This window comes from Nocardia sp. NPDC058176 (genome assembly GCF_042883805.1).
GTDB lineage: Bacteria > Actinomycetota > Actinomycetes > Mycobacteriales > Mycobacteriaceae > Nocardia.
Genome location: NZ_JBHVVA010000002.1, coordinates 1,187,909 through 1,207,182, shown reverse-complemented (window position 1 = coordinate 1,207,182; position 19,274 = coordinate 1,187,909). Strand labels below are relative to the sequence as shown.

Genomic DNA, 19,274 nt, shown 5'->3' with positions numbered 1-19,274 from the left:
CGCTCAGGCCGATCCGGGCTGGTGGATCAGGTCGGCGGTTCGGGCATTGGTGCGGGTCGCGGCGATGATCTGGGCGAAGTCCGGGCGGTGGTCGCCGTCGGGGGGCTGCATCCAGGTGCGGTATCCGCTGCGTTCGTCGGCCGGGGAGGGGAGCACGATCTCGCTGCCGGGTAAGGCGACCGAGGCGCACACCCGGAACAGTTCGGCGAAGAGCACGGTGTCGAGGTAGGAGTTGTCGGTGGGGCCGGTCAGGAAGGTCCAGCGGCCCGAGCGGGGATGGGCGATGATCGGCCCGCAGCGCAGGCCGCGCCCGATCAGCAGCCCGCGAACCCGCTCGCCCAGCGTCGATGGCATCACCACCGCCCCGACGGCGCCGATCTCCAGCATGATCCGGCCGAGGGTCGAGTCGACCACGCCGTAGAGCCCGTTGTGCTTGCGGTAGTGACGACAGCGCGCCAGTGCGTCCTGGGTGGCCGAGTATTCCTCGGCCGCGGTATACCCGCCTTTGTCATCAGTGCGCGACGTGCTCATCACGACCTCGTCTCTGTCGACGCTGGACTCGATGTAGCTGTGGATTCGCTCGATCGGGGAGAGCTCATACATCACGAACGCTGTGGAGCGGGAAACTTTTTCATAACGGCCGTTCCGATGGGAAAAATACCGTTCTCGACAGCCTAGTGCCGCACAACCGGCCTGACAATAGTCAGTAGCTAGCGTGTCGATCAGCGTATTATCTGCCCGCATGGCTCCCGTTTCGCCGACCGCAGCGCGCTGGGAACTCGTGCTGCGCCTGCGTGAGCTGCGCGAGCAGCGCGGTTTCGACTCGGCCGGGTTCGCCCGCCGCGTCGGGTTCACCCCGGCCAACTGGTCGCATGTGGAGAAGGGCAGGCGGGTGCTCACCCGCACCACCATCGAACCGGTCCTCGACGTTCTCGACGTCACCGCCGATGAGCGTCGTGAACTGCTGGAACTGCTCGAGGCCAGCAAGCAGCGCGGCTGGTGGTCCACCGCCTCGGCCCTGATCGGTCCCGAACTGCAGCGCCTGTACGGGATGGAGGCGGGCGCGCAGAGCATCCGCAGCTATGACAGTCTGCTCGTGCCCGGCCTGCTGCAGACCGAGGCGTACGCGCGTGCTCTGATCAGTGCCGATGTGATGATCCGTCCTGTGCAGGTAGACCAATTGGTCGCGATAAGACTACGCCGACAGGAGCGTTTGCGCGAGCCCGACCCGCTGGAACTCACCGCCGTGCTCGGCGAGGCCACCCTGCGCCAGCAGACCGGCGGTCCCGAGGTCCTGCGTGAGCAGCTGTGCCACCTGGTCGAACTGGTGCGCACGCTCGACACCGTCGACGTGCGAGTCATTCCGTTCAGTGCCACCGAGGGCGCGGTTCTCGGCGGTTCCAGCTTCCATCTGCTCGACTTCGCAAGCGATCAGCTACCTACCTTCGCCTGGGCCGAGAGCGCGGTATTCGGTGGCCCCGTCGACGACCCCGAGCAGGTGCGCGATCTCGGCTTCGCCTACCTGCGCGCTCGCGAGCAGTCCCTTTCCCGCACTGAATCTCTCGCTCTGATCAGGGAGTATGCGAGCGTGTAAGATTCGAGGCATGTCCACCACCGCTCGCCGCCGCCCGGCCGAACACGGCTGGTTCACCTCGTCACGCTCGAATAACGGCAACCAATGTGTCGAGGTCCGATTCGATGGTGACGTCGTCCAGATACGCGACAGCAAATTCCGCCGCAACCCGCTCAACGTCGGCCTGGACGAACCGATCATCACCGTCCCCACCGAGCTGTGGACCGAATTCCTGCACCACCTCCGCACCACCCGCCGCCACCCCACCCTCGTCGCCCACGTCTCCCCCGACCACTCCGCCACCCTCCGCCACAACGCCACCCTCCTCCACTTCACCGCCCCCGAATGGGAAGCCTTCCTCGCCGGCGTCCACGACAACGAATTCGCCTGCGTGTAGAGCCCGGATCGCGCGGTTGTAGGGTCTCCGGAAGTGGCCAGACGGCCATGATCGGGGAATGCGGGGTATCGGGGTGTCGACGAGGGAATGGCGTGAGCGCCACAAGGCACCGGTGGCCTGGAATGTGACGATGGTGGTGGCCGCTGTTGCCACGGCGCTGTGCTGCGCTCGGAAAATATGGGCCGATGTGACAGTCTTCGAAGACGACGAATTCTGGCTGACCGTCGGTCTTTTGCTTGTCATACCGGTGGCGGTCTGGTTGGCGCTGATCGTCGTCGCTTGCCTGAGGTACACGGGCTGGTGGCGCCTTGGCCTGCTGGTTCCCGTGTTCGTCGCGGTGACGGTGGCGCTGGCCGGGTTCTCCGTTCCGGGTCGGATCGGCTGGCTGGTGACTCGAAGCGAGATGAATCAGGCAGCCGCGGTGTGCGACGAGCGGGAAAGCGCTATTGGCATTTACAAGTTTCACCGTATCGAAAGTGAACCCGACAAAGAATGTGAATTCTATTTGTCGAGGTATTACCCCGGAGTTCGTAGCGGTTTCATCTATCTGCCGAGCGGCAGAGACCTCGTCAGCACCATCGATAGCAAGTACATCCGCCTCGATGATTCTTGGTATTACTTCAGGGCATAGTCCCGGCCGGGCCTCGCCGCTGGTCACACGACCCTCGGTGTGTGACCTGCGGCAGAGCCCAACGGTCAGGACTACGCGCCCTCGGTGACCAGTGCCGGGTAGTCGGTGTAACCCTCGGCGCCGCCGCCGTAGACGAGCTCACGGGCGTACTCGGTGAGCGGGGCTCCCGTGGCGATTCGGGCGGGGAGGTCGGGGTTGGCGATGAATGATCGGCCGAAGGAGAAGATGTCGGCCAGGCCGGCGTCGAGGGTTTTCTCCCCTGCGGCGCTGGTCGTTGGTGTCGGGCCGTTGAAGTTCGCGATCAGGGTGCCGGACCAGCGGGGGCGCAGGTCGGCGAGGGCGGGGTACTTGCCGCGTTCGATCACGTGGAGGTAGGCGAGGCCGAGGGGGTCGATGGCGTCGACGAGGGCTCGGTAGGTGGTCTGTGGGTCCGCTTCGGCGATCTCGTTCTCCGGGTTGTCGGGTGAGATGCGCAGTCCGACGCGTTCGGCGCCCACTTCGGCCACGACCGCGTGCACGATGTCGAGGACCAGCTGGAGGCGTCCGGTGAGCGAGCCGCCGAAGCGGTCGGTGCGCAGGTTGGTGTTCTCGGCCAGGAACTGTTGCAGCAGGTAGCCGTTCGCGCCGTGGATCTCGACACCGTCGAAGCCGGCAGCGATGGCATTGCGCGCCTCGACGGCGAAGTCGGTGACGGTGGCCTCGACTTCGGCGGTGGTCATCGCGCGCGGGGTGACGTAATCGACCATCCCCTGGCTGGTGAAGACCTTCGCGTCGGTGACGCCGACGGCCGAGGGTGCCAGCGGCGTCGCGCCACCCAGGGTCAGCGGGTGGGTCAGCCGGCCGACGTGCCACAGCTGGGCGAAGATGCGCCCGTCCGCCGCGTGCACCGCGTCGGTCACCTCGCGCCAGCCAGCCACCTGCGCGTCGTCGACGAGGCCGGGGATGCCGGGCCCGCCCTTGCCGAGAACGTTGGCGTAGATCCCCTCGCTGACGATGAGTCCGGCACCGGCCCGCTGGGCGTAGTAGTCCTTGGTGAGCGGATTCGGGACGCCGGTGGCGTCATCGGCGCGGCCCCTGGTCATGGGGGCCATCGCGATGCGATTGGGCAGGTCGAGGGTGCCGCGCTGGTAGGGGCGGAGCAGGGGGCTGTCGGACATCGGAGTTCCTTTCGGGAAGCGGGTCGAGCGGTGGATCAGCGGGCGAGAGCGGTGACTTCGACTTCGATCTGCCAGTCGGGCTGGGCGAGCGAGGACACCTCGAGCAGTGTGTCGGCGGGGTAGGGCTCGCTGAGGAACTCCCCGCGCAGCTGGATGACCTTGTCGAGGTTGGCGGCCATGTCGGTGACGAAGATGCCGACCTTCACCACGTCGGTGAAGTCCGCGCCGGCTTCCTGCAGCACGCGCCGGATGTTGCCGAACGCCTGACGCCCCTGGGTGAGGAAGTCGTCGGAGACGGTCTTGCCCTGCTCGTCGATGCCTGCCTGTCCGGAGACGTGCAGCAGGCCGCCTGCCCGGATCGCCTGCGAGATCTTGTACGGCGCGTACCAGTCGGGGGTGGTGGCGATCTTCTCGATGCTGGTCATGACGTTTCTCCTCTGTCGGTGCATGTACATGCATGTAATGTAGGTACATGCAGAGTTTGGCATTGCATATACTCTGGTGTCAAGACGGAAGGTGAAGATGATGGAAACAGCGATCTGGGACCAGGTCGTGGCCCTGCACGGCATGGTGACCCACCAGCTGGCCAAGCAGATGCAGCGGCGCCACAACATCGGACTCTCCGAGTTCCAGGCCCTGTGCCGGCTCGCGAGCGCCGACGACGGTGAACTGCGCATGCAGGAGCTGGCCGAACTCATCGGCCTCAACCAGAGCTCGGTCTCCCGCCTGGTCGCCCGCCTGGAATCGAGCGGCCTCACCCGCCGCGACCTGTGCCCCAAGGACCGCCGCGGCGTGTACACGGTGATCACCGACGAGGGCCGCGCCCTCCATCGCGAGGCCTTGCCGACCTACCAGAAGGCCCTGGCCGAGGCCTTGGACGAGGCGTCCGCCGACACCAGGGTCAGCGAACTCGTCGCCAAGCTCCGCACCTGATCGACCGCCTCCGCATTCGCCGACAGCGCGGCCGGCTCCGTCGACGATGCGGATGCCGGCGAGGTCGGTGACACCCGTGAACCGATTTGGTCTGCCGCTGAGCTGGTCGCTGACTGATACCTTCTGCGGGGCGAGGTATCAGGGGGAATCGTGTCAGTGGACGGTGAGAAATCGGACTCGGAGTCCAGCGTGCCGAGGGCGGGGTGGCCGGCTGGTCTGGCCGGGCTGGGTATCGGGCTCGGCATCGGGGCGACCGTGCTCGGGATGTGGAGTCGATTCGGCACCGAGGATGTGGCGCTCGGCGACTGGCACAGGACAGCGATAGTCGGTGTCGCCGAACGGGTCGCACTCACCGGGGCTGTCGTCGGGGCCATCGTCGCCGTCGGTCTGGTGGTGTTGGTCGTGCTCGGGCGACGACCCGATCCCAGCGCGGAAACCGATTTCAGTATCGACATCTGGATCGTTTCGATGATCGTGCTGGTTGTCGGTGCCATGCTCGGGCTGGGCGAGCCGTGGAACGCGGTAAAGGCTTGGTCGGTGGTCCGGGGGTTCTATCCCTTCTCACCGCGACCACCGATGGCCGCCGCCGCGTATCTGTTGGCCGGCGTGGCTCTGCTCCCGGCGATCATCGGCGCCATCCGCATCAGGTATGGCCGGCAGTTGCCGTTGCGCGTTCTCGGCTGCTCGCTGGTGGCCGGACTGCTGGTGTCGACGGCGGCCGCGGTCGGTGCCCTCCGATTGGGCGACGACAACACGAACATCGACCGTTCGACGGCTGGGTCGGCCGAGGCGCTCGCGGTACCGGCGCGGGTGAGCGGCGAAGCCTTCCGGTTCGTCCTGGACCGCGAGAACTTCTCGTCCACCCGTGACAGATACGAGATCGTCGCGACTACTGCTGGGTTCGTCATCGGAACGAAATCCGGCATCATCGCCTATGACGGCCTGACCGGCGAGCAGCGGTGGCACTACCAGCGCAGCGATCAGGGCTCCTCTTCGTTGCGGCGCCTGGACTACTCACTGCTCAGCACTGATGGGGGTGACGTGGTTGTCACGAACTGGGAGAAGATCGGGACCGTCGCCTTCGACGCCACAACTGGCGAAACCTTGTGGACGGCGAAGTCTTCGGAGGGGATCGACGACTTCGACCTGGTTTCCTACCCCTGGGTGGTGCCAAGTAGCGCGCCGAGGCCGCTGCTGCGCGGAGACGGCGTCGAGATCGCGGCATTCGAACCGCGGACCGGGCGGCGGCTCTGGCTTTCCGACACCTCGGTGCCGTATTGCTCGCTCGATCGCACGGTGATGACTTCGGCTGGTCTCTATCAGGTGCGTGAGTGCCGGGACGAGGCCGAAAGGCCGTATTGGTCGCACATCACGGCGATTCATCCCGAAACTGGAAACATCATCGCCACCAGAGAGTTCGGGCGGGAGCCAGCGGGCGCGGACTCGCCGCGCTTTCACGATGGCCGAGTCGTCCCGAGCGGGAACTCGCTCGTCGTGGAGTTTCCGGCCGCTCGCCGAGACGGCGACCCAGCCGTGCTCGTCGTCACCGAGCCCGATCAGCTGGCCGATGCTCCGCTACTCGAGGTGGCGGGACTGAGCAAGGTACTCGGCGCCACTGGTGACGGGGCAGAACTTCTGGCGGGACGCGAATGGCCGAGTGACCGGTACGCCATCACAAGCCATCTGGTGTCGGTCGCCGAGGCAGCGATGGGCCCGGTCCTTTCGGACTCGCGAGTGGATCTGGACAACCAGGAACTGTGGTCACACTCGATCTTCCTTACCGATCAACTCGTGCAGCTCTCGCACGCGGACGGCTACCGTGGCCCCGAGTACACCAAGCTCCGTACATGGGACCGCGCCGGCATCCGCGAAGAGCCGATCGATATCCCGGTGGATTGGCCCATGTACGGCGGGGACTACTGGTATGCCAATTCGGCCCTGATCCCGGTGAACGGCTCCCTGCTCCTCGTTCTACCTGGTGAAGACGGATCTCTCGTGATAATCGGCATCCGATAACAGGCGTACCAGCGATCCCATACCCACCGCCGCTTGCCCGATATTCGGCATACTGGGGACCGTGACTTCAGATCTGAGCGCTCCCTCCGGTATCGATCTGTCCTTCCGTGATCAGGATGTGCGGGTGCAGGACGATCTGTTCGCGCACGTCAACGGCCAGTGGCTGGCCGGGTACGAGATCCCGGCCGACCGCGCGGTCGACGGTGCCTTCCGCACGCTCTACGACCAGGCCGAGCTCGATGTGCAGGTGATCATCCAGGACAGCGCGGCCGGTGCCGCCGACGACGCCGATGCGCGCAAGATCGGTGACCTGTACTCGAGCTTCATGAACACCGACGCCGTCGCCGCGGCCGGGTTCACCCCCGTCGCCGACGAGCTGCGCGCCATCGCCGAGGTCGCCGATCCGAGCGCCTTCGCCGCGCTGCTCGGCCGCCTGCAGCGCACCGGTGTGCGCGGCGCGCTCGGCTACTACGTCGACACCGACGACAAGGACTCCACCCGCTACCTGGTGCACGCGACCCAGTCGGGCATCGGCCTGCCCGACGAGTCCTACTATCGCCAGGACGAATTCGCCGAGATCCGCGACGCCTACCGCGCGCACCTGGTGAAGATGTTCACCATCGCCGCCGCCGATCCGGCACTGGCCGGGCTGGTGCCCGCCGACGCCGAGGACGCCGCCCGTCGCGTGTTCGAGCTGGAACGCACACTGGCAGCGGGACATTGGGATGTCGTGCGCCGCCGCGATGCCGAGAAGAGCTACAACCTCACCACTTTCGCCGATCTCGCCGCCGAGCATCCCGAATTCGACTGGGCCGCTTGGGTCGAGGCGATCGCCGCCGGACTCGATCGCGCGGGCGCCGAACTGTTCGCCGAGCTCGTGGTCCGCCAGCCCGATTACGTGCGCGCCTTCGCCCGCGCGTGGGCCGATGTGCCGCAGGCGGATTGGCAGGCCTGGGCCGTCTCGCAGGTGCTGCACGCCAGGGCACCGTTCCTGACCGACGAGATCGTCGCCGAGAACTTCGACTTCTACGGCCGCACCCTCACCGGCGCCCAGGAGAACCGCGAGCGCTGGAAGCGTGGTGTGTCGCTGGTGCAGGAGCTGCTCGGCGAGGCCGTCGGCAAACTGTATGTGGCCAGGCACTTTCCGCCGCAGGCCAAGGCGCGGATGGTCGAGCTGGTGGCCAATCTGCAGGAGGCCTACCGCCGCAACATCGCCGAGCTCGAGTGGATGGGCCCCGATACCCGCGCCGCCGCGCTGACCAAGCTGGAGAAGTTCACCCCCAAGATCGGCTACCCCGACACCTGGCGTGACTACTCCGCGGTCGAGATCGATCCGGCCGACCTGGTCGGCAACTACCGCCGTGGCTACGCCGCCGATCACGACCGTGACCTGGGCAAGCTGGGCGGTGAGGTCGACCGCGGCGAGTGGTTCATGACCCCGCAGACGGTGAACGCCTACTACAACCCCGGCATGAACGAGATCGTCTTCCCCGCCGCGATCCTGCAGCCGCCGTTCTTCGACATGAACGCCGACGACGCGGCCAACTACGGCGGTATCGGCGCGGTGATCGGTCACGAGATCGGCCACGGCTTCGACGATCAGGGCGCCAAGTACGACGGCGACGGCAACATGAAGGACTGGTGGACAGATGCCGACCGCGCCGAATTCGGCAAGCGCACCAAGGCTTTGATCGAGCAGTACAACGTGCTCTCCCCCGCCGATCTGGCCGACGAGCACACCGTCAATGGTGAGTTCACGATCGGCGAGAACATCGGTGACCTGGGCGGTCTCTCGATTGCCCTTGCCGCGTACAAGATCTCGCTCGACGGCGTGGAGCCGCCGGTCATCGACGGGCTCACCGGTCTGCAGCGGGTGTTCTACGGCTGGGCGCAGGTGTGGCGCACCAAGGCACGGCAGGAAGAGGCCATCCGCCGCCTCGCCGTCGACCCGCATTCGCCGCCGGAGTTCCGCTGCAATGCGGTGGTGCGCAATATCGACAGCTTCTACGAGGCGTTCGAGGTCTCGCCCGAGGACAAGCTGTTCCTCGATCCCGCTGAGCGCGTGACGATCTGGTGACCGCGGTCCCCGGTCCGTGCGGCCACGTCGCCGGACCGGGGATCTTCGCGTCGGAAAGCGTTGGCCCAGAATAGGATCAGCTATGCGCTATGAACAGGTCGCCGACAACGTCTTCCTGATCCGCGGCACCGACGTGAACATGTTCGTGCTCCGCGACGGCCGCGACCTCACCCTGATCGACGCCGGCTGGCACGGCGACGCCGCGACCATCGAGAAATCGATCCGCGCCCTCGGCCACCGCCCCGAAGACATCACCGCCATCCTGCTCACCCACGCCCACCTCGACCACGTCGGCGCCCTGAACCACCTGCACCGCGAATACGCGATCCCGGTCTACACCAGTGAAACCGAAGCCGCCCACGCCCGCGGCGAACACCACGAATCCGCCACCCCTCTCGACGTGATCAAACGCCTCACCGACCGCAGCACTCTCGGCTGGGCCACCCGCATCACCGCCGCCGGCGGCCTCCGCAAAAACCCGGTCCCCCACATCCAACCCTTCCCCACCGAAGGCCCCCTCGACCTCCCCGGCCACCCCATCCCCATCCCCACCCCGGGCCACACCTCCGGCCACACCGCCTACCACCTCCCCACCGCAGGCGCCATCGCCACCGGCGACACCCTCGTCACCGCCCACCCCACGTCGAAACTCACCGGCCCCCAACCCCTCCCGAACTTCTTCAACCACAGCACCCCCGCCACGATCGACAGCTATACAGCCCTCGAACCCGTCCCCGCCGACCTCGTCCTCCCCGGGCACGGACCGGTCTGGACCAATGGCATCGCCGCCGCCGTGGCCCGTGCCCGCGAGAGCGCCGCACACCAGCGGACCTGACGCATACGCCCGAACTCGTCCCGGTGCGCACGGAGCGCCCAAATGACTGTATGGCGTCTACTACTATCGTTTACTGTACTCAAAGTATAGTAACGAGATGACTGCTGTACCTTTCGGGCGCCGCTGACATGAACTGGCCCGCACACCGAATCGAGGAAGTCGACTGGGCACCCCACCAGCGGCAGGGTAGTCGTGCCGAGCGCACGCTCGATCGCATCGCGGTGTCGATCCCCCCTCGTATCGCCGACCTCGACTACGACCCGACCGGTCCGGTGGCGCGTGCGCACGAAGCGGCAGTGATCGCCGTCGCGCGCCTCGAAGCCGGGTACGGACAGTATCTCGCCCCGCTGGGGGACTTCTTGCTGCGCAGTGAGTCCGTCGCCTCGTCGAAGATCGAACACATCGATGCGGGCTGGCGAGCATTCGGAAAGGCGATCGGTGGCGCCAAGGCCAGTGACGAAGCCAAATCCCAACTGGCCGCGGTGCAAGCACTGATCGCGCTGGTCGATGCGGCGGGTACGGGCCCGATCACCGTCGAGGGACTGCTCGGCGCACACCGCCTTCTCATGGCACCCGACTACTACGCCGCCCGCGATTCCGGCCGCTTCCGCGATGTCCAGAATTGGATAGGTGGCAGCGACTACACGCCGATCGACGCGCTGTACGTGCCACCGCCGCCGGAACTCGTGCCCGAGCTGATGGACGACCTCCTGACGTTCGCACAACGCCGTGACCTGCCGATTCTTGCCCAGGCCGCCATCGCGCACGCGCAGTTCGAATCGATTCATCCGTTCGTCGACGGCAACGGCCGCATCGGTCGCGCCCTGATCAGCGCGATTCTGCGCAGACGGGGCCTGACAAGCCGGGTCACGGTTCCGATGGCATCGGTGATGCTGGCGGACACCGCCCGCTACTTTGCCCAGTTGGATGGCTTTCGCAGCGGGAAGGTGGACGAATCGGTCGAGTATGTGGCGCTCGCCGCCGTGCACTCCAGCGAGGCCGCTGCCGATTCGGCCCTGACCCTGGCCGATCTTCCGCAGCGGTGGCGCGACATCGCCCGCCCGCGGGCCGGGTCGTCCGACGAGAGGCTGCTCGCGAATCTGCTCGACCAGCCGATTCTCAACATCGACACCGCGAATCGCATCACCGGAACCACCGACGCCAACACCTATCGGGCGCTCGACCGCCTGACCGAGGTGGGCATCCTCGACCTGCTGTCGGAGTCCAAACGCAACCGTGTCTGGGCGGCAACCGACATCCTGGCCGAACTCGATGCCCTCAGTGCCGCGATCGGTCGGCGCAGCGCCGAAGGCATCTGACGACTAGCGCACGCGGGCTTCGGTTTCGGCGTCGAAGAAGAAGATTTCGCTGGTGGTGGGGCGGAGGTGGAGGGTTTCGCCGAGGGTGGTTCGGAAGCGGCGGTCGACGCGGACGACGATCTTGCCGGAGCGGGTGGCCCAGTCGGTGCCCGCGCCGTGGGTGTAGACGAAGGATTCGGCGCCGAGTTCTTCGAGGAGTTCGGCGACGACGGTGATGCCTTCGGGGTCGGTGGTGACCGTCCAGGCTTCCGGGCGGATGCCGAGGATCACTCGAGGGCCGGAGATGGTGCGCGGCACGGGGATTCGGAGGCCGTCGAGGACGGCGTGACCGTCGACGACGGGGGCTTCGAGCAGGTTCATGCCGGGCGAGCCGATGAAACCGGCGACGAAGGTGTTGACGGGGTCGTCGTAGAGCTCACGGGGAGAAGCGATCTGCTGGAGCGTGCCGTCGCGCAGCACCGCGACGCGATGACCCATCGTCATCGCCTCCACCTGATCGTGGGTGACGTAGACCGTCGTGGTGCCGAGACGCTGTTGCAGCGCGGCGATCTGGGAGCGGGTGCTCACCCGCAGTTTCGCGTCCAGGTTGGACAGCGGTTCGTCCATGCAGAACACCTGGGGACGACGAACGATGGCGCGCCCCATGGCCACACGCTGACGCTGACCACCCGACAGCTTGGCCGGTTTGCGATCCAGCAGCGGTTCCAGCTCCAGCATGGCCGCCGCCTCGCGCACCCGAATCAGCGTGTCGGACTTGCTCATTCCCGCATTGCGCAGCGCGAAGCCCATGTTCTCGGCGACGGTCATGTTCGGGTAGAGCGCGTAGCTCTGGAACACCATCGCCACATCGCGGGCGCGCGGCGGCAGCCCGGTGACATCACGATCGCCGATCCGGATGGACCCGGCCTCCACCGATTCCAGCCCGGCCAGCATGCGCAGGCTCGTCGACTTCCCACAGCCCGACGGACCGACGAGCACGAGGAACTCGCCGTCGGCGATGTCGAGGTCGAGCGCGTCGACAGCGGGGGTCTCGGCACCGGGGTAGCGGTGGGTCACACCGTCGAACTGCACTGTCGCCATGGGGAATTCTCCTGGGGAAAACGAACGGGCCGGTGGCACGAGACCACCGGCCCGTGGGGACTACTTGGGCAGTTTCGGGGTGATCTGCCGGTCGATGATCGTCTGCACGTCGGCGGCCACCTTGGCCAGCACCGTGGCCGGATCGGCGTTCTGCAGGCCGATCTGCTCGTAGCCGGTGCCGATGATCTGGTCGGCGCCGGGCACGAACACGCGCGCGTAGTCCTGGGACTTCGACACCGCCAGCTGGTCGATCGCGACCTTGGAGTTGGGGTTCTTCGCGAGGAACTCGATCTCGGTCGGATCGTTGACGGCCGACTTGCGCACCGGCATGTACCCGGTGCCCTGCGTGAAGTACGCGGTGTTGGCGCCGTTGGTGATGAACTCGATGAACTTGAGCGCGTTCACCTTTCGCTCGTCGGAGATCCGCGACGGCACGGCAAGACCGGCGCCACCGGTGGTCACGCCGGGCCCGTTGGGGTGCGGCAGGAACGCGGTGCCGAACTCGAACTTGCCGTCGGCGTTCTTCTTGATGCCGGTCAGGTCGCCGGTGGAGGCGATGGTGGAGGCGGCGACGCCGGTGCCGAAGTCGACCGCGATCTGCGGGCGGATCGCCGCGTACTTCTTGACGTTGATCGAATCGCGCAGGTAGGTGGCCGCGGCGATGCTGCCGGGCTCGGTGAACTTCAGTGCCCATTCGTCGGAGTAGGCGCCGCCGAAGGTCCAGTTCGGGCCCTGGAAGGTCCAGCCGAGGTAGTTCTTGGCGTCGCCCCAGGCATGCGCGAACTTGCCGCCGCCGACGACGGTCTGCAGGCGCGGACCCCACTCGTCGAATTCCTGCCAGGACTCGGGGCCGCGATCGGGCAGGCCGGCCGCGGACCACACGTCCTTGTTGTAGTAGAACAGCGGGGTCGAGCGGGCGTAGGGCAGCGCGTAATGCTTGCCGTCGAAGAGGTAGTCGGCGGCGAGGGAGTCGACGTAGTCGTCGAGCTGCACGCCCGCGTCGCCGAAGTGGCCGTCGAGCGGCTCGATCGCCGCCGAGAGCGCGTAGTTGAACCACCACACGTCGGAGAGCACGACCACATCGGGCAGGTCACCGCCGGTGAGCGCGGCGTTGAACTTCTGCGCCACCTCCTCGTAGTTCTTGCCCGCGTCGACCAGGTTCACCTTCAGCTCGGGGAACTTCGCCTCGAAGCGCTTGATCAGCTCGAGTTCGAGTTCCTTGGAGGTGCCGGGGTGGTTGGACCAGAAGGTGATGGTGTTCGCGTCACCGGAACCACCCGATGAACCGCCGGTGCCCGCGCACGCGGTGAGCGCGAGGCCCGCGGCGACACCGCCGGTCAGACCGAGGAAGCCACGGCGGCTCAGCGCCGGGAATCGTGAAGTGGACACGTGGATCTCCGTTCGAGAATCAACCCTTGACCGCACCGGAGGTGAGGCCTTTGATCATGTGACGTTGCAGGGCGAGGAAGACGATGAGAATCGGCAGCATGGTCAGCACGGTGCCCGCCATCACCGGGCCCCAGTTGGTGACGCTGGGGTTCTCGGTGTTCTGCAGCAGGGTCAGGCCCACCGGCAGCGTCGCGACATCGGTGGAGTCGGCCATCAGGAACGGCCACAGGTACTCGTTCCACTCGTTGACTAGCGTGACGACCGCGAACGCGACCATCGTGGGCCCCGACATGGGCAGCACCACCCTGGTCAGCAGCCGCCACCAGTTGGCGCCGTCCATGCGCGCGGCCTCGATGACCTCACCGGGCAGCGACAGGAAGTGGTTGCGCATCAGGAAGGTGCCGAAGGCGACGCCGCAGAGCGGAATGATGATGCCCTGGAAGGTGTTTCGCCAGCCCAGCTGCGCGATGAGCGCGTAGTTGGAGATGACGGTGATCTGGTTGGGCACCATCAGCGCGGCGATGATCACCAGGAACACGATGTTCTTGCCGGGGAAGCGCAGGAACACCAGGCCGTAGGCGCTGAACACGCCGAGCACGAACTTCACCACCGACACCACGCCGGTGACGAACAGCGAGTTGCGCAGGAAGGTCCAGAACGGGACCGTGCTGGTGGCGCGCTCGTAGTTCTCCGGATGCCAGCTGTTGGGCCAGTACACCGCGGGCTGGGTGTAGATGTCGGGCCGGTCCTTGAACGAGGTGATCAGGATCCAGAACAGCGGAACGCCGATCAGGATCAGCACGCACACCATCGCCGCGTAGCCGAGGACGGTGACCGCGCGCTCGCGGCGCCGATACGACAGTGTCTGCGGTCCAACGTGTTTCATCGCTCGCCCCGATCCATCACGCGCACCTGGATCAGCGTGACCACCAGCAGTACCAGGAACATGATCGTGGCGACGGTCGCGCCGTAGCCGGCCCGGAAGTTGCGGAAGGACTCCTCGTAGACCTGGAACACCATGGTCGTGGTGCCGTTGCCCAGCGGCCCGCCGCGGGTCATGACGTTGATGATGTCGAAGACCTGCAGCGAGTTGAGCAGCACCGTGATCGACAGGAAGAACGTGGTCGGCCGCAGCTGGGGCAGCAGGACTTTGGTGAAGGTGGTCCACCGGCTCGCGCCGTCCATCTCGGCGGCTTCCATCAGCTCGGCGCGCACGCCCTGCAGCGCGGCCAGGTAGATCACGAAAGTGTAGCCGAGGTTCTTCCAGATGTAGGTGATCGTCACCATGAACAGCGCCCAGTGCGGGTCCTGATAGAAATCCGGCACCCGCTCGACCCCGAGGCGGTGCAGGACGTCTTGTACCAGACCGAAACTCGGATCGAAGACGAATTGGAAAGCCACGCCGATCGCCGCGCCCGAAATCACGAACGGCGCGAAGATGGCCGAGCGAACCACATTGCGCCCGAACAATTTCCGATCCAACAACAGGGCGAGCGCGAGACCGAGCGCCATGCTCACCACGACCGCCGCGACGGTGAATATCACCGTATTGCTGACGACCTTCCAGGAATCGTCGCGCTGCCACCACTCGATATAATTTGCGAAACCAATTGGTTTCGCAATTGGGTCGGCGATGTTCCAGTCGGTGAACGAGAGCCGGATGTTGTCGGCCAGCGGGCGGTAAACGAACAGCGTCAACAGCGCCAGGTTCGGCACGACCAGTACCAGGAACAGCGCATAGTCTTGCCAGGGGCGATTTCTCAGCCCGCGGCCTCTCGGTGCGGGGAGGACCCGCTCTGGACTGCTACGCACCGCGGCAGCTTTACGGCGCACGGCGAACGTCCGGTTAACCTGGACCGCCGACCTGCTGAACATCGGGCGCACAGGCCGAGTACAGCAAAGAGCCGAACAATCCGACCGGAAAGATCGTATTGTTCGGCTCTCGTCCGAAAAGGGCTAGTTCCAGTCGCCCAGACCGTCACCGGCGCTGAGGGTGCCGCCCTGGGTGTTGGTCACGACCACGGCGTCGCCGCGGCGCGAGTTCTCCAGGAACCACTTGGCGTTCTCGGTGCTCACGTTCAGGCAGCCGTGGCTGGCGTTGGAGTAGCCCTGCTGGCCGACCGACCACGGCGCGGCGTGCAGGAAGATGCCGCTGTTGGACAGCCTGGTCGCGTACTCGACCTCGAGCTTGTAGCCCTCGGGGTCGGTGACCGGCACGCCGTAGGTGGAGGAGTCCATCGTCATCTGCTCGAGCCGCTCGCCGACGATGTAGGTGCCGTTGGGGGTCTCGTAGCCGGGCTTGCCCAGCGAGGTCGGCATCTCCTTGACGACCTCACCGTTGACGGTCACCGAGATCGTCTTGGTGTTGTCGTCGACGTAGGCGACGAACGCGTCACCGATGTGGAACGAGCTGGAGGTGCCGCCCGCGACGACGGTGACGTCGGTGTTGGCGGGCCAGAACTCGGTGGGCTTCCAGCGCACCTGCTTGGTGCCGGTCCAGTAGAAGTGGCCGGGCGCGTTCGTGCTCGAGGTGACCTTGATGGCCCGCTCGGCGGCGGCGCGGTCCTCGACCGGCTCCTTGAAGGTGATGATGATCGGCTGTGCGACACCAACGGTCTCGCCGTCGGCGATGTTGATGTTCGGCGGCGCGAACGGCGCCTGCGCGGGCTGGTCGACCGCGGGCTGGCTGGAACCGGAGCCGAAGCCCGGCAGGGTCGGCTCGGCGTGGGCAGGCACGGCGACCAGGGCGCCGGTCGCGGCGAACGCTGCCGACAGCAGCAGGCCCCGGCGAAGCCAGTGCGATTGCTGCGTATTTGCCTCGTTGTGCATAGGTATCTCGTCCATTCCATCTCTCGTTCCGCGTGCTGCGGCGCGAGATCTTCGTAAGTGACGCGGAGGCCGCAACGGGTCTCCACGGGGTAACGACGCCCCGACCCTGACCGCTCATTCCTACCCGCCCGAGGTGACAACGTGCCAGCGGCGCGACCCGGCGATAACAGACCGGCAACTATGTGCTGTGGGTCACATAACGTCTTGTTATCCACCGGCTTTCGGCAAACGCCGCGCTCACGGCGGCGAGTTGGAACCGGGGCCGGGGAGCAGGGTGGAAACACATCGGTGTGAGCTTCAAACCCGCAGTGAGCGAGATCACTGCGTTCGTGTGAAGTGGATCGCTCGATTCGGCGCGGTCGCCAGATTCCGCGGCACGGTCCGTGGCCGGGCACCGAGGGCGAGCCCGGGTTCGAGGCGCAACCGGACCCCGGTCAGCAGGGTCGCCAGCACGACGCGCAGTTCGTATTCGGCCAGCGTGGCGCCCAGGCAGCGGCGATGTCCGCCGCCGAAGGGCGCGAATTCGAACGGCGAGACCTTGCGGTCGAGGAAGCGGTCGGGATGGAACAGCCGCGGCGCGGGCCAGGTCGCGGGCTGACCGTGCAGGACGCCGACCGCCAGGCCGATCGTCTGACCAGCGGCGATGTCGATCCCGCGCCACCGCCACGGCTGCCGGATCCGGCGCAACACGATGGGTACCGGCGGATGCAACCGCAGCGTCTCCTGGCAGACCGCGTCGAGCAGCGGTAGCCGAGCTTGTTCGGCCGGATCACCGCTCGCTGCGGGCAGTTCGGCGACGACCCGATCGCGTAGTCCGCGCTCCCGGTGCAGGTGGTAGAGCGCCCAGGTCAGCGTGGTCGCGGTCGTCTCGTGACCGGCGACGATCAGCGTCCGCAGCTGCTCGCACAGCTCGGTGTCGGTGAGTGGGGAACCGTCGTCATAGCGGATGTCGAGCAGCAGGTCGAGCAGGTCGCCACCGTGCCCCACGCCACCAACGCCGTCACCGGTGCTGTCGTCTGTTTCGGAGCGCACGCGTCGACGCCGCGCGACATCGGCGAGGATGAGCCGGTCGAGCCGCTCACGAGCCGCGACGAATCGCGCCCACGGTCCGAAACCGCCCATGCCACGGCGTAATACGGGCGCGACCAGCAGCGGCGTGGTGAACGCGGCGAGGAAATCGGTGACCGCACCGGCATATTCGGCGCGACGATCCCCACCGGTTCCGAACACAGCGGCGAGGATGACCCGCAGGGTGATCGCACGGCTCGCGGCGAGCGCATCGATCCGGCCACCCACCTGCCAGGAAACTCCAGGGCCACAGCCCTTTTCGATCTCCAGCAGCGTCGCCTCCCGGATGACCTCGCCCAGTCCCCGCACCCGCGCACCGTGCAGCGCCGGCGCGAGCAGTGCGCGGTCGGCCCGGTGTCGCGGACCAGAGCTCAGGATGAGCGAGGCGGCGCCGACCATCGGCTCGATCGGATTGGGCCGTGGCGGTTCCAGCAACTCCACCGGCGCCCGGAACAACTCACGCGCGCCCTCGGACGTCCCCGTGAACAGCACCGGCGGAAATCCGGGGAAACCGACCGCGAAGGGATCACCGCGCGCGGCCCGTCGCCGCAGGTAGCCCTCGAAATCGTGCCCGGCGGCCGCGCCGTGCAGCAACGACCACCGTGGCGGTGCCCACCTCTGCGCGCTCATACCGGTACTACGGCCGCCGCGGGCCCCCGGTTCGACGCACGGTGCCCTGCGCGAGCGCCGCCAGCTTGGCCAGGCGGGCGTCGCCGAGGGCGGTGACGGCATTGCCGAGCCGGTTGGTGACGAACGCGATCGACATCCGCAGCTCCGGATCGGCGTAGGCGCCGGAACCGCCGACACCGTAGTGGCCGAACGCGTTTCGCGGCTGCTGCTTGGTCATCAGCACCGGCCGGTGATAGCCGAGGGTGAACCGCAGCGGCAGGCCGAGGACGTAGTCACGGCTCTCGGTCTGCTGGGTCCGGTTGATCGTCTCGACCGTCTCCGGGCGCAGCAGCGACACCGCCGGGTTCCCCGACTTCGGCCGATGCTCGGCGTCACCGCCGTACACCACACCCTCGTTGGCGAGCGCGCCGTACATCCTGGCCAGCGCCCGCGCCGAGAACACCCCGTTCCAGCCGGGCATCACCGCGTCGTGCACGCGCGGGTCGCGGACCAGTTCGTCGAAGCTCTCCGGCATGCCCGCCTCGGCCAGCCCACGGATCGGCCGCACCCACGACAGCACCGAGGACGCGGTGTTCCAGCGGATACCCGGCGGCGCCAGGTGCGGGAAGATCTTGGCGATCCGGTGCCGCTGCGCGGCCGGAACCTGGAACCAGAACTCGTCGATTCCCAAGGGCTGAGCCACTTCTCGGCGCAGCACCTCGGTGAACGGATCGCCGGTCACCCGCTGCACGATCTCGGCGACCAGCCAGCCGAAGGTGATCGCGTGATAGCCCGAGGTGCGGATGCGGCGCGGGTCGGCGGGGCTCTCGGCCAGCGCGTTCACCACCGCGCCGTAGTCGAGAATCCCCTCGCGCCCCGGCACCAGCCCGCGCACCCGGTGCAGTCCGGCCCGGTGCGAGAGCACATCGCGCACGGTGATGTCGGCCTTGCCGTGCGCGGCGAACTCCGGCCAATACCGGGCAACCGGTGCCTCGTAGTCGATGAGGCCACGTTCGGCCAGCCGGTGCAGCACCGTGGCGGCCACGCCCTTGCCGGTGGAGAAGGTGAGTGCGACGTGCTCGCCGTGCCAGCGCTGATCCTTGGCCGCCCAGCCCGCCCAGACATCCACCACCGGTCGGCCGTCGAGGTAGACCGCCAGCGCTCCCCCACCGCGACTCGGCTGCGGGAACATGCCGAAGAAATGGTCGGCGAGCCGGATGAAGCGCGGATCGATGAGCATCTGCCGCGGCGCCGCGAGCGCGCCGGGTCTGGTCAGTGGGCCGAAATCTCCCGCCGTTGCTGCCACCATCGGGTTCACCTCCTGATGCAGGCCGACCCGGGAGGCCGGAATCCCAAGGGTA

The 19,274-nt window shown here is 66.9% G+C and carries 18 protein-coding genes; 8 read left to right on the top strand and 10 right to left on the bottom strand.

Annotated features, from left to right (window positions below; all coding sequences use genetic code 11):
* Positions 1 to 3 precede the first annotated feature (3 nt).
* Complete coding sequence (locus tag ACFVVM_RS18130; RefSeq protein ID WP_387619147.1) at positions 4 to 603, bottom strand: hypothetical protein; 600 nt, start codon at positions 601 to 603, stop codon at positions 4 to 6.
* A gap of 139 nt (positions 604 to 742) precedes the next feature.
* Between ACFVVM_RS18130 and ACFVVM_RS18125 the strand changes: the two genes are divergently transcribed.
* The 3 genes from ACFVVM_RS18125 to ACFVVM_RS18115 are packed head-to-tail and all read left to right on the top strand — an operon-like array spanning position 743 to position 2,601.
* A complete protein-coding gene (locus ACFVVM_RS18125; protein ID WP_387619144.1) occupies positions 743 to 1,594 on the top strand; it encodes a helix-turn-helix domain-containing protein in 852 nt (283 codons plus the stop codon).
* 10 nt (positions 1,595 to 1,604) lie between these two features.
* Positions 1,605 to 1,970, top strand: coding sequence for a DUF397 domain-containing protein (locus tag ACFVVM_RS18120; protein ID WP_387619141.1), 366 nt, complete (start codon positions 1,605 to 1,607; stop codon positions 1,968 to 1,970).
* A gap of 58 nt (positions 1,971 to 2,028) precedes the next feature.
* Complete coding sequence (locus ACFVVM_RS18115; protein WP_387619138.1) at positions 2,029 to 2,601, top strand: hypothetical protein; 573 nt, start codon at positions 2,029 to 2,031, stop codon at positions 2,599 to 2,601.
* Positions 2,602 to 2,672: 71 nt separating this feature from the next.
* On the opposite strand, the gene ACFVVM_RS18110 is transcribed toward ACFVVM_RS18115, so the two are convergent.
* Positions 2,673 to 3,758 carry an alkene reductase gene (locus ACFVVM_RS18110; RefSeq protein WP_387619136.1) on the bottom strand — a complete coding sequence of 362 codons (1,086 nt, stop codon included), beginning with the start codon at positions 3,756 to 3,758 and terminating at the stop codon, positions 2,673 to 2,675.
* Between the two features lie 35 nt (positions 3,759 to 3,793).
* Entirely contained in the window at positions 3,794 to 4,183 is a 390-nt protein-coding gene (locus ACFVVM_RS18105) for a RidA family protein (protein ID WP_387619133.1), read from the bottom strand.
* A gap of 100 nt (positions 4,184 to 4,283) precedes the next feature.
* Here ACFVVM_RS18105 and ACFVVM_RS18100 point away from each other — a divergent pair, with 100 nt between their 5' ends.
* The 5 genes from ACFVVM_RS18100 (at position 4,284) to ACFVVM_RS18080 (ending at position 10,938) form a co-directional block, all read left to right on the top strand.
* Positions 4,284 to 4,691, top strand: a complete 408-nt coding sequence (locus ACFVVM_RS18100) for a MarR family winged helix-turn-helix transcriptional regulator (RefSeq protein ID WP_387619130.1) — start codon at positions 4,284 to 4,286, stop codon at positions 4,689 to 4,691.
* 264 nt (positions 4,692 to 4,955) lie between these two features.
* A complete protein-coding gene (locus ACFVVM_RS18095) occupies positions 4,956 to 6,707 on the top strand; it encodes a PQQ-binding-like beta-propeller repeat protein (protein ID WP_387619298.1) in 1,752 nt (583 codons plus the stop codon).
* Positions 6,708 to 6,768: 61 nt separating this feature from the next.
* Positions 6,769 to 8,784 (top strand): M13 family metallopeptidase, encoded by a 2,016-nt coding sequence (locus tag ACFVVM_RS18090; RefSeq protein WP_387619127.1) that lies wholly within the window; start codon positions 6,769 to 6,771, stop codon positions 8,782 to 8,784.
* A gap of 82 nt (positions 8,785 to 8,866) precedes the next feature.
* Positions 8,867 to 9,619, top strand: coding sequence for an MBL fold metallo-hydrolase (locus tag ACFVVM_RS18085; protein ID WP_387619124.1), 753 nt, complete (start codon positions 8,867 to 8,869; stop codon positions 9,617 to 9,619).
* Between the two features lie 128 nt (positions 9,620 to 9,747).
* Positions 9,748 to 10,938: a Fic family protein gene (locus ACFVVM_RS18080; protein ID WP_387619121.1), complete on the top strand. Its 1,191-nt coding sequence runs from the start codon at positions 9,748 to 9,750 to the stop codon at positions 10,936 to 10,938.
* 3 nt (positions 10,939 to 10,941) lie between these two features.
* Here the strand turns inward: ACFVVM_RS18080 and ACFVVM_RS18075 are convergent, their stop codons facing one another.
* The 7 genes from ACFVVM_RS18075 to ACFVVM_RS18045 all read right to left on the bottom strand — a co-directional run bounded on the left by ACFVVM_RS18075 (position 10,942) and on the right by ACFVVM_RS18045 (position 19,222).
* Positions 10,942 to 12,018: an ABC transporter ATP-binding protein gene (locus ACFVVM_RS18075; RefSeq protein ID WP_387619118.1), complete on the bottom strand. Its 1,077-nt coding sequence runs from the start codon at positions 12,016 to 12,018 to the stop codon at positions 10,942 to 10,944.
* Positions 12,019 to 12,078: 60 nt separating this feature from the next.
* Positions 12,079 to 13,407 carry an ABC transporter substrate-binding protein gene (locus tag ACFVVM_RS18070; RefSeq protein WP_387619115.1) on the bottom strand — a complete coding sequence of 443 codons (1,329 nt, stop codon included), beginning with the start codon at positions 13,405 to 13,407 and terminating at the stop codon, positions 12,079 to 12,081.
* A gap of 19 nt (positions 13,408 to 13,426) precedes the next feature.
* Positions 13,427 to 14,293 carry a carbohydrate ABC transporter permease gene (locus ACFVVM_RS18065; protein WP_387619112.1) on the bottom strand — a complete coding sequence of 289 codons (867 nt, stop codon included), beginning with the start codon at positions 14,291 to 14,293 and terminating at the stop codon, positions 13,427 to 13,429.
* Positions 14,290 to 15,282, bottom strand: coding sequence for a carbohydrate ABC transporter permease (locus tag ACFVVM_RS18060; protein ID WP_387619295.1), 993 nt, complete (start codon positions 15,280 to 15,282; stop codon positions 14,290 to 14,292). Before ACFVVM_RS18060 ends, ACFVVM_RS18065 begins: the two co-directional genes overlap by 4 nt.
* An 81-nt stretch (positions 15,283 to 15,363) precedes the next feature.
* Positions 15,364 to 16,251, bottom strand: a complete 888-nt coding sequence (locus tag ACFVVM_RS18055; protein ID WP_387619109.1) for a L,D-transpeptidase — start codon at positions 16,249 to 16,251, stop codon at positions 15,364 to 15,366.
* A 303-nt stretch (positions 16,252 to 16,554) separates the two neighbouring features.
* Entirely contained in the window at positions 16,555 to 17,934 is a 1,380-nt protein-coding gene (locus ACFVVM_RS18050) for a cytochrome P450 (RefSeq protein ID WP_387619106.1), read from the bottom strand.
* A gap of 7 nt (positions 17,935 to 17,941) precedes the next feature.
* Complete coding sequence (locus tag ACFVVM_RS18045; protein WP_387619103.1) at positions 17,942 to 19,222, bottom strand: serine hydrolase domain-containing protein; 1,281 nt, start codon at positions 19,220 to 19,222, stop codon at positions 17,942 to 17,944.
* Between the last annotated feature and the right edge of the window lie 52 nt (positions 19,223 to 19,274).

What these genes read in the sequence shown, in the direction of transcription:
- ACFVVM_RS18085 (WP_387619124.1), top strand. Translation starts at nt 8,867, where the DNA reads ATGCGCTATGAACAGGTCGCCGACAACGTCTTCCTGATCCGCGGCACC.
- ACFVVM_RS18130 (WP_387619147.1), bottom strand. Translation starts at nt 603, where the DNA reads ATGTATGAGCTCTCCCCGATCGAGCGAATCCACAGCTACATCGAGTCC.
- ACFVVM_RS18120 (WP_387619141.1), top strand. Translation starts at nt 1,605, where the DNA reads ATGTCCACCACCGCTCGCCGCCGCCCGGCCGAACACGGCTGGTTCACC.
- ACFVVM_RS18060 (WP_387619295.1), bottom strand. Translation starts at nt 15,282, where the DNA reads ATGTTCAGCAGGTCGGCGGTCCAGGTTAACCGGACGTTCGCCGTGCGC.
- ACFVVM_RS18045 (WP_387619103.1), bottom strand. Translation starts at nt 19,222, where the DNA reads ATGGTGGCAGCAACGGCGGGAGATTTCGGCCCACTGACCAGACCCGGC.
- ACFVVM_RS18110 (WP_387619136.1), bottom strand. Translation starts at nt 3,758, where the DNA reads ATGTCCGACAGCCCCCTGCTCCGCCCCTACCAGCGCGGCACCCTCGAC.
- ACFVVM_RS18095 (WP_387619298.1), top strand. Translation starts at nt 4,956, where the DNA reads ATGTGGAGTCGATTCGGCACCGAGGATGTGGCGCTCGGCGACTGGCAC.
- ACFVVM_RS18050 (WP_387619106.1), bottom strand. Translation starts at nt 17,934, where the DNA reads ATGAGCGCGCAGAGGTGGGCACCGCCACGGTGGTCGTTGCTGCACGGC.
- ACFVVM_RS18105 (WP_387619133.1), bottom strand. Translation starts at nt 4,183, where the DNA reads ATGACCAGCATCGAGAAGATCGCCACCACCCCCGACTGGTACGCGCCG.
- ACFVVM_RS18100 (WP_387619130.1), top strand. Translation starts at nt 4,284, where the DNA reads ATGGAAACAGCGATCTGGGACCAGGTCGTGGCCCTGCACGGCATGGTG.
- ACFVVM_RS18055 (WP_387619109.1), bottom strand. Translation starts at nt 16,251, where the DNA reads ATGGACGAGATACCTATGCACAACGAGGCAAATACGCAGCAATCGCAC.
- ACFVVM_RS18065 (WP_387619112.1), bottom strand. Translation starts at nt 14,293, where the DNA reads ATGAAACACGTTGGACCGCAGACACTGTCGTATCGGCGCCGCGAGCGC.
- ACFVVM_RS18075 (WP_387619118.1), bottom strand. Translation starts at nt 12,018, where the DNA reads ATGGCGACAGTGCAGTTCGACGGTGTGACCCACCGCTACCCCGGTGCC.
- ACFVVM_RS18115 (WP_387619138.1), top strand. Translation starts at nt 2,029, where the DNA reads ATGCGGGGTATCGGGGTGTCGACGAGGGAATGGCGTGAGCGCCACAAG.
- ACFVVM_RS18125 (WP_387619144.1), top strand. Translation starts at nt 743, where the DNA reads ATGGCTCCCGTTTCGCCGACCGCAGCGCGCTGGGAACTCGTGCTGCGC.
- ACFVVM_RS18080 (WP_387619121.1), top strand. Translation starts at nt 9,748, where the DNA reads ATGAACTGGCCCGCACACCGAATCGAGGAAGTCGACTGGGCACCCCAC.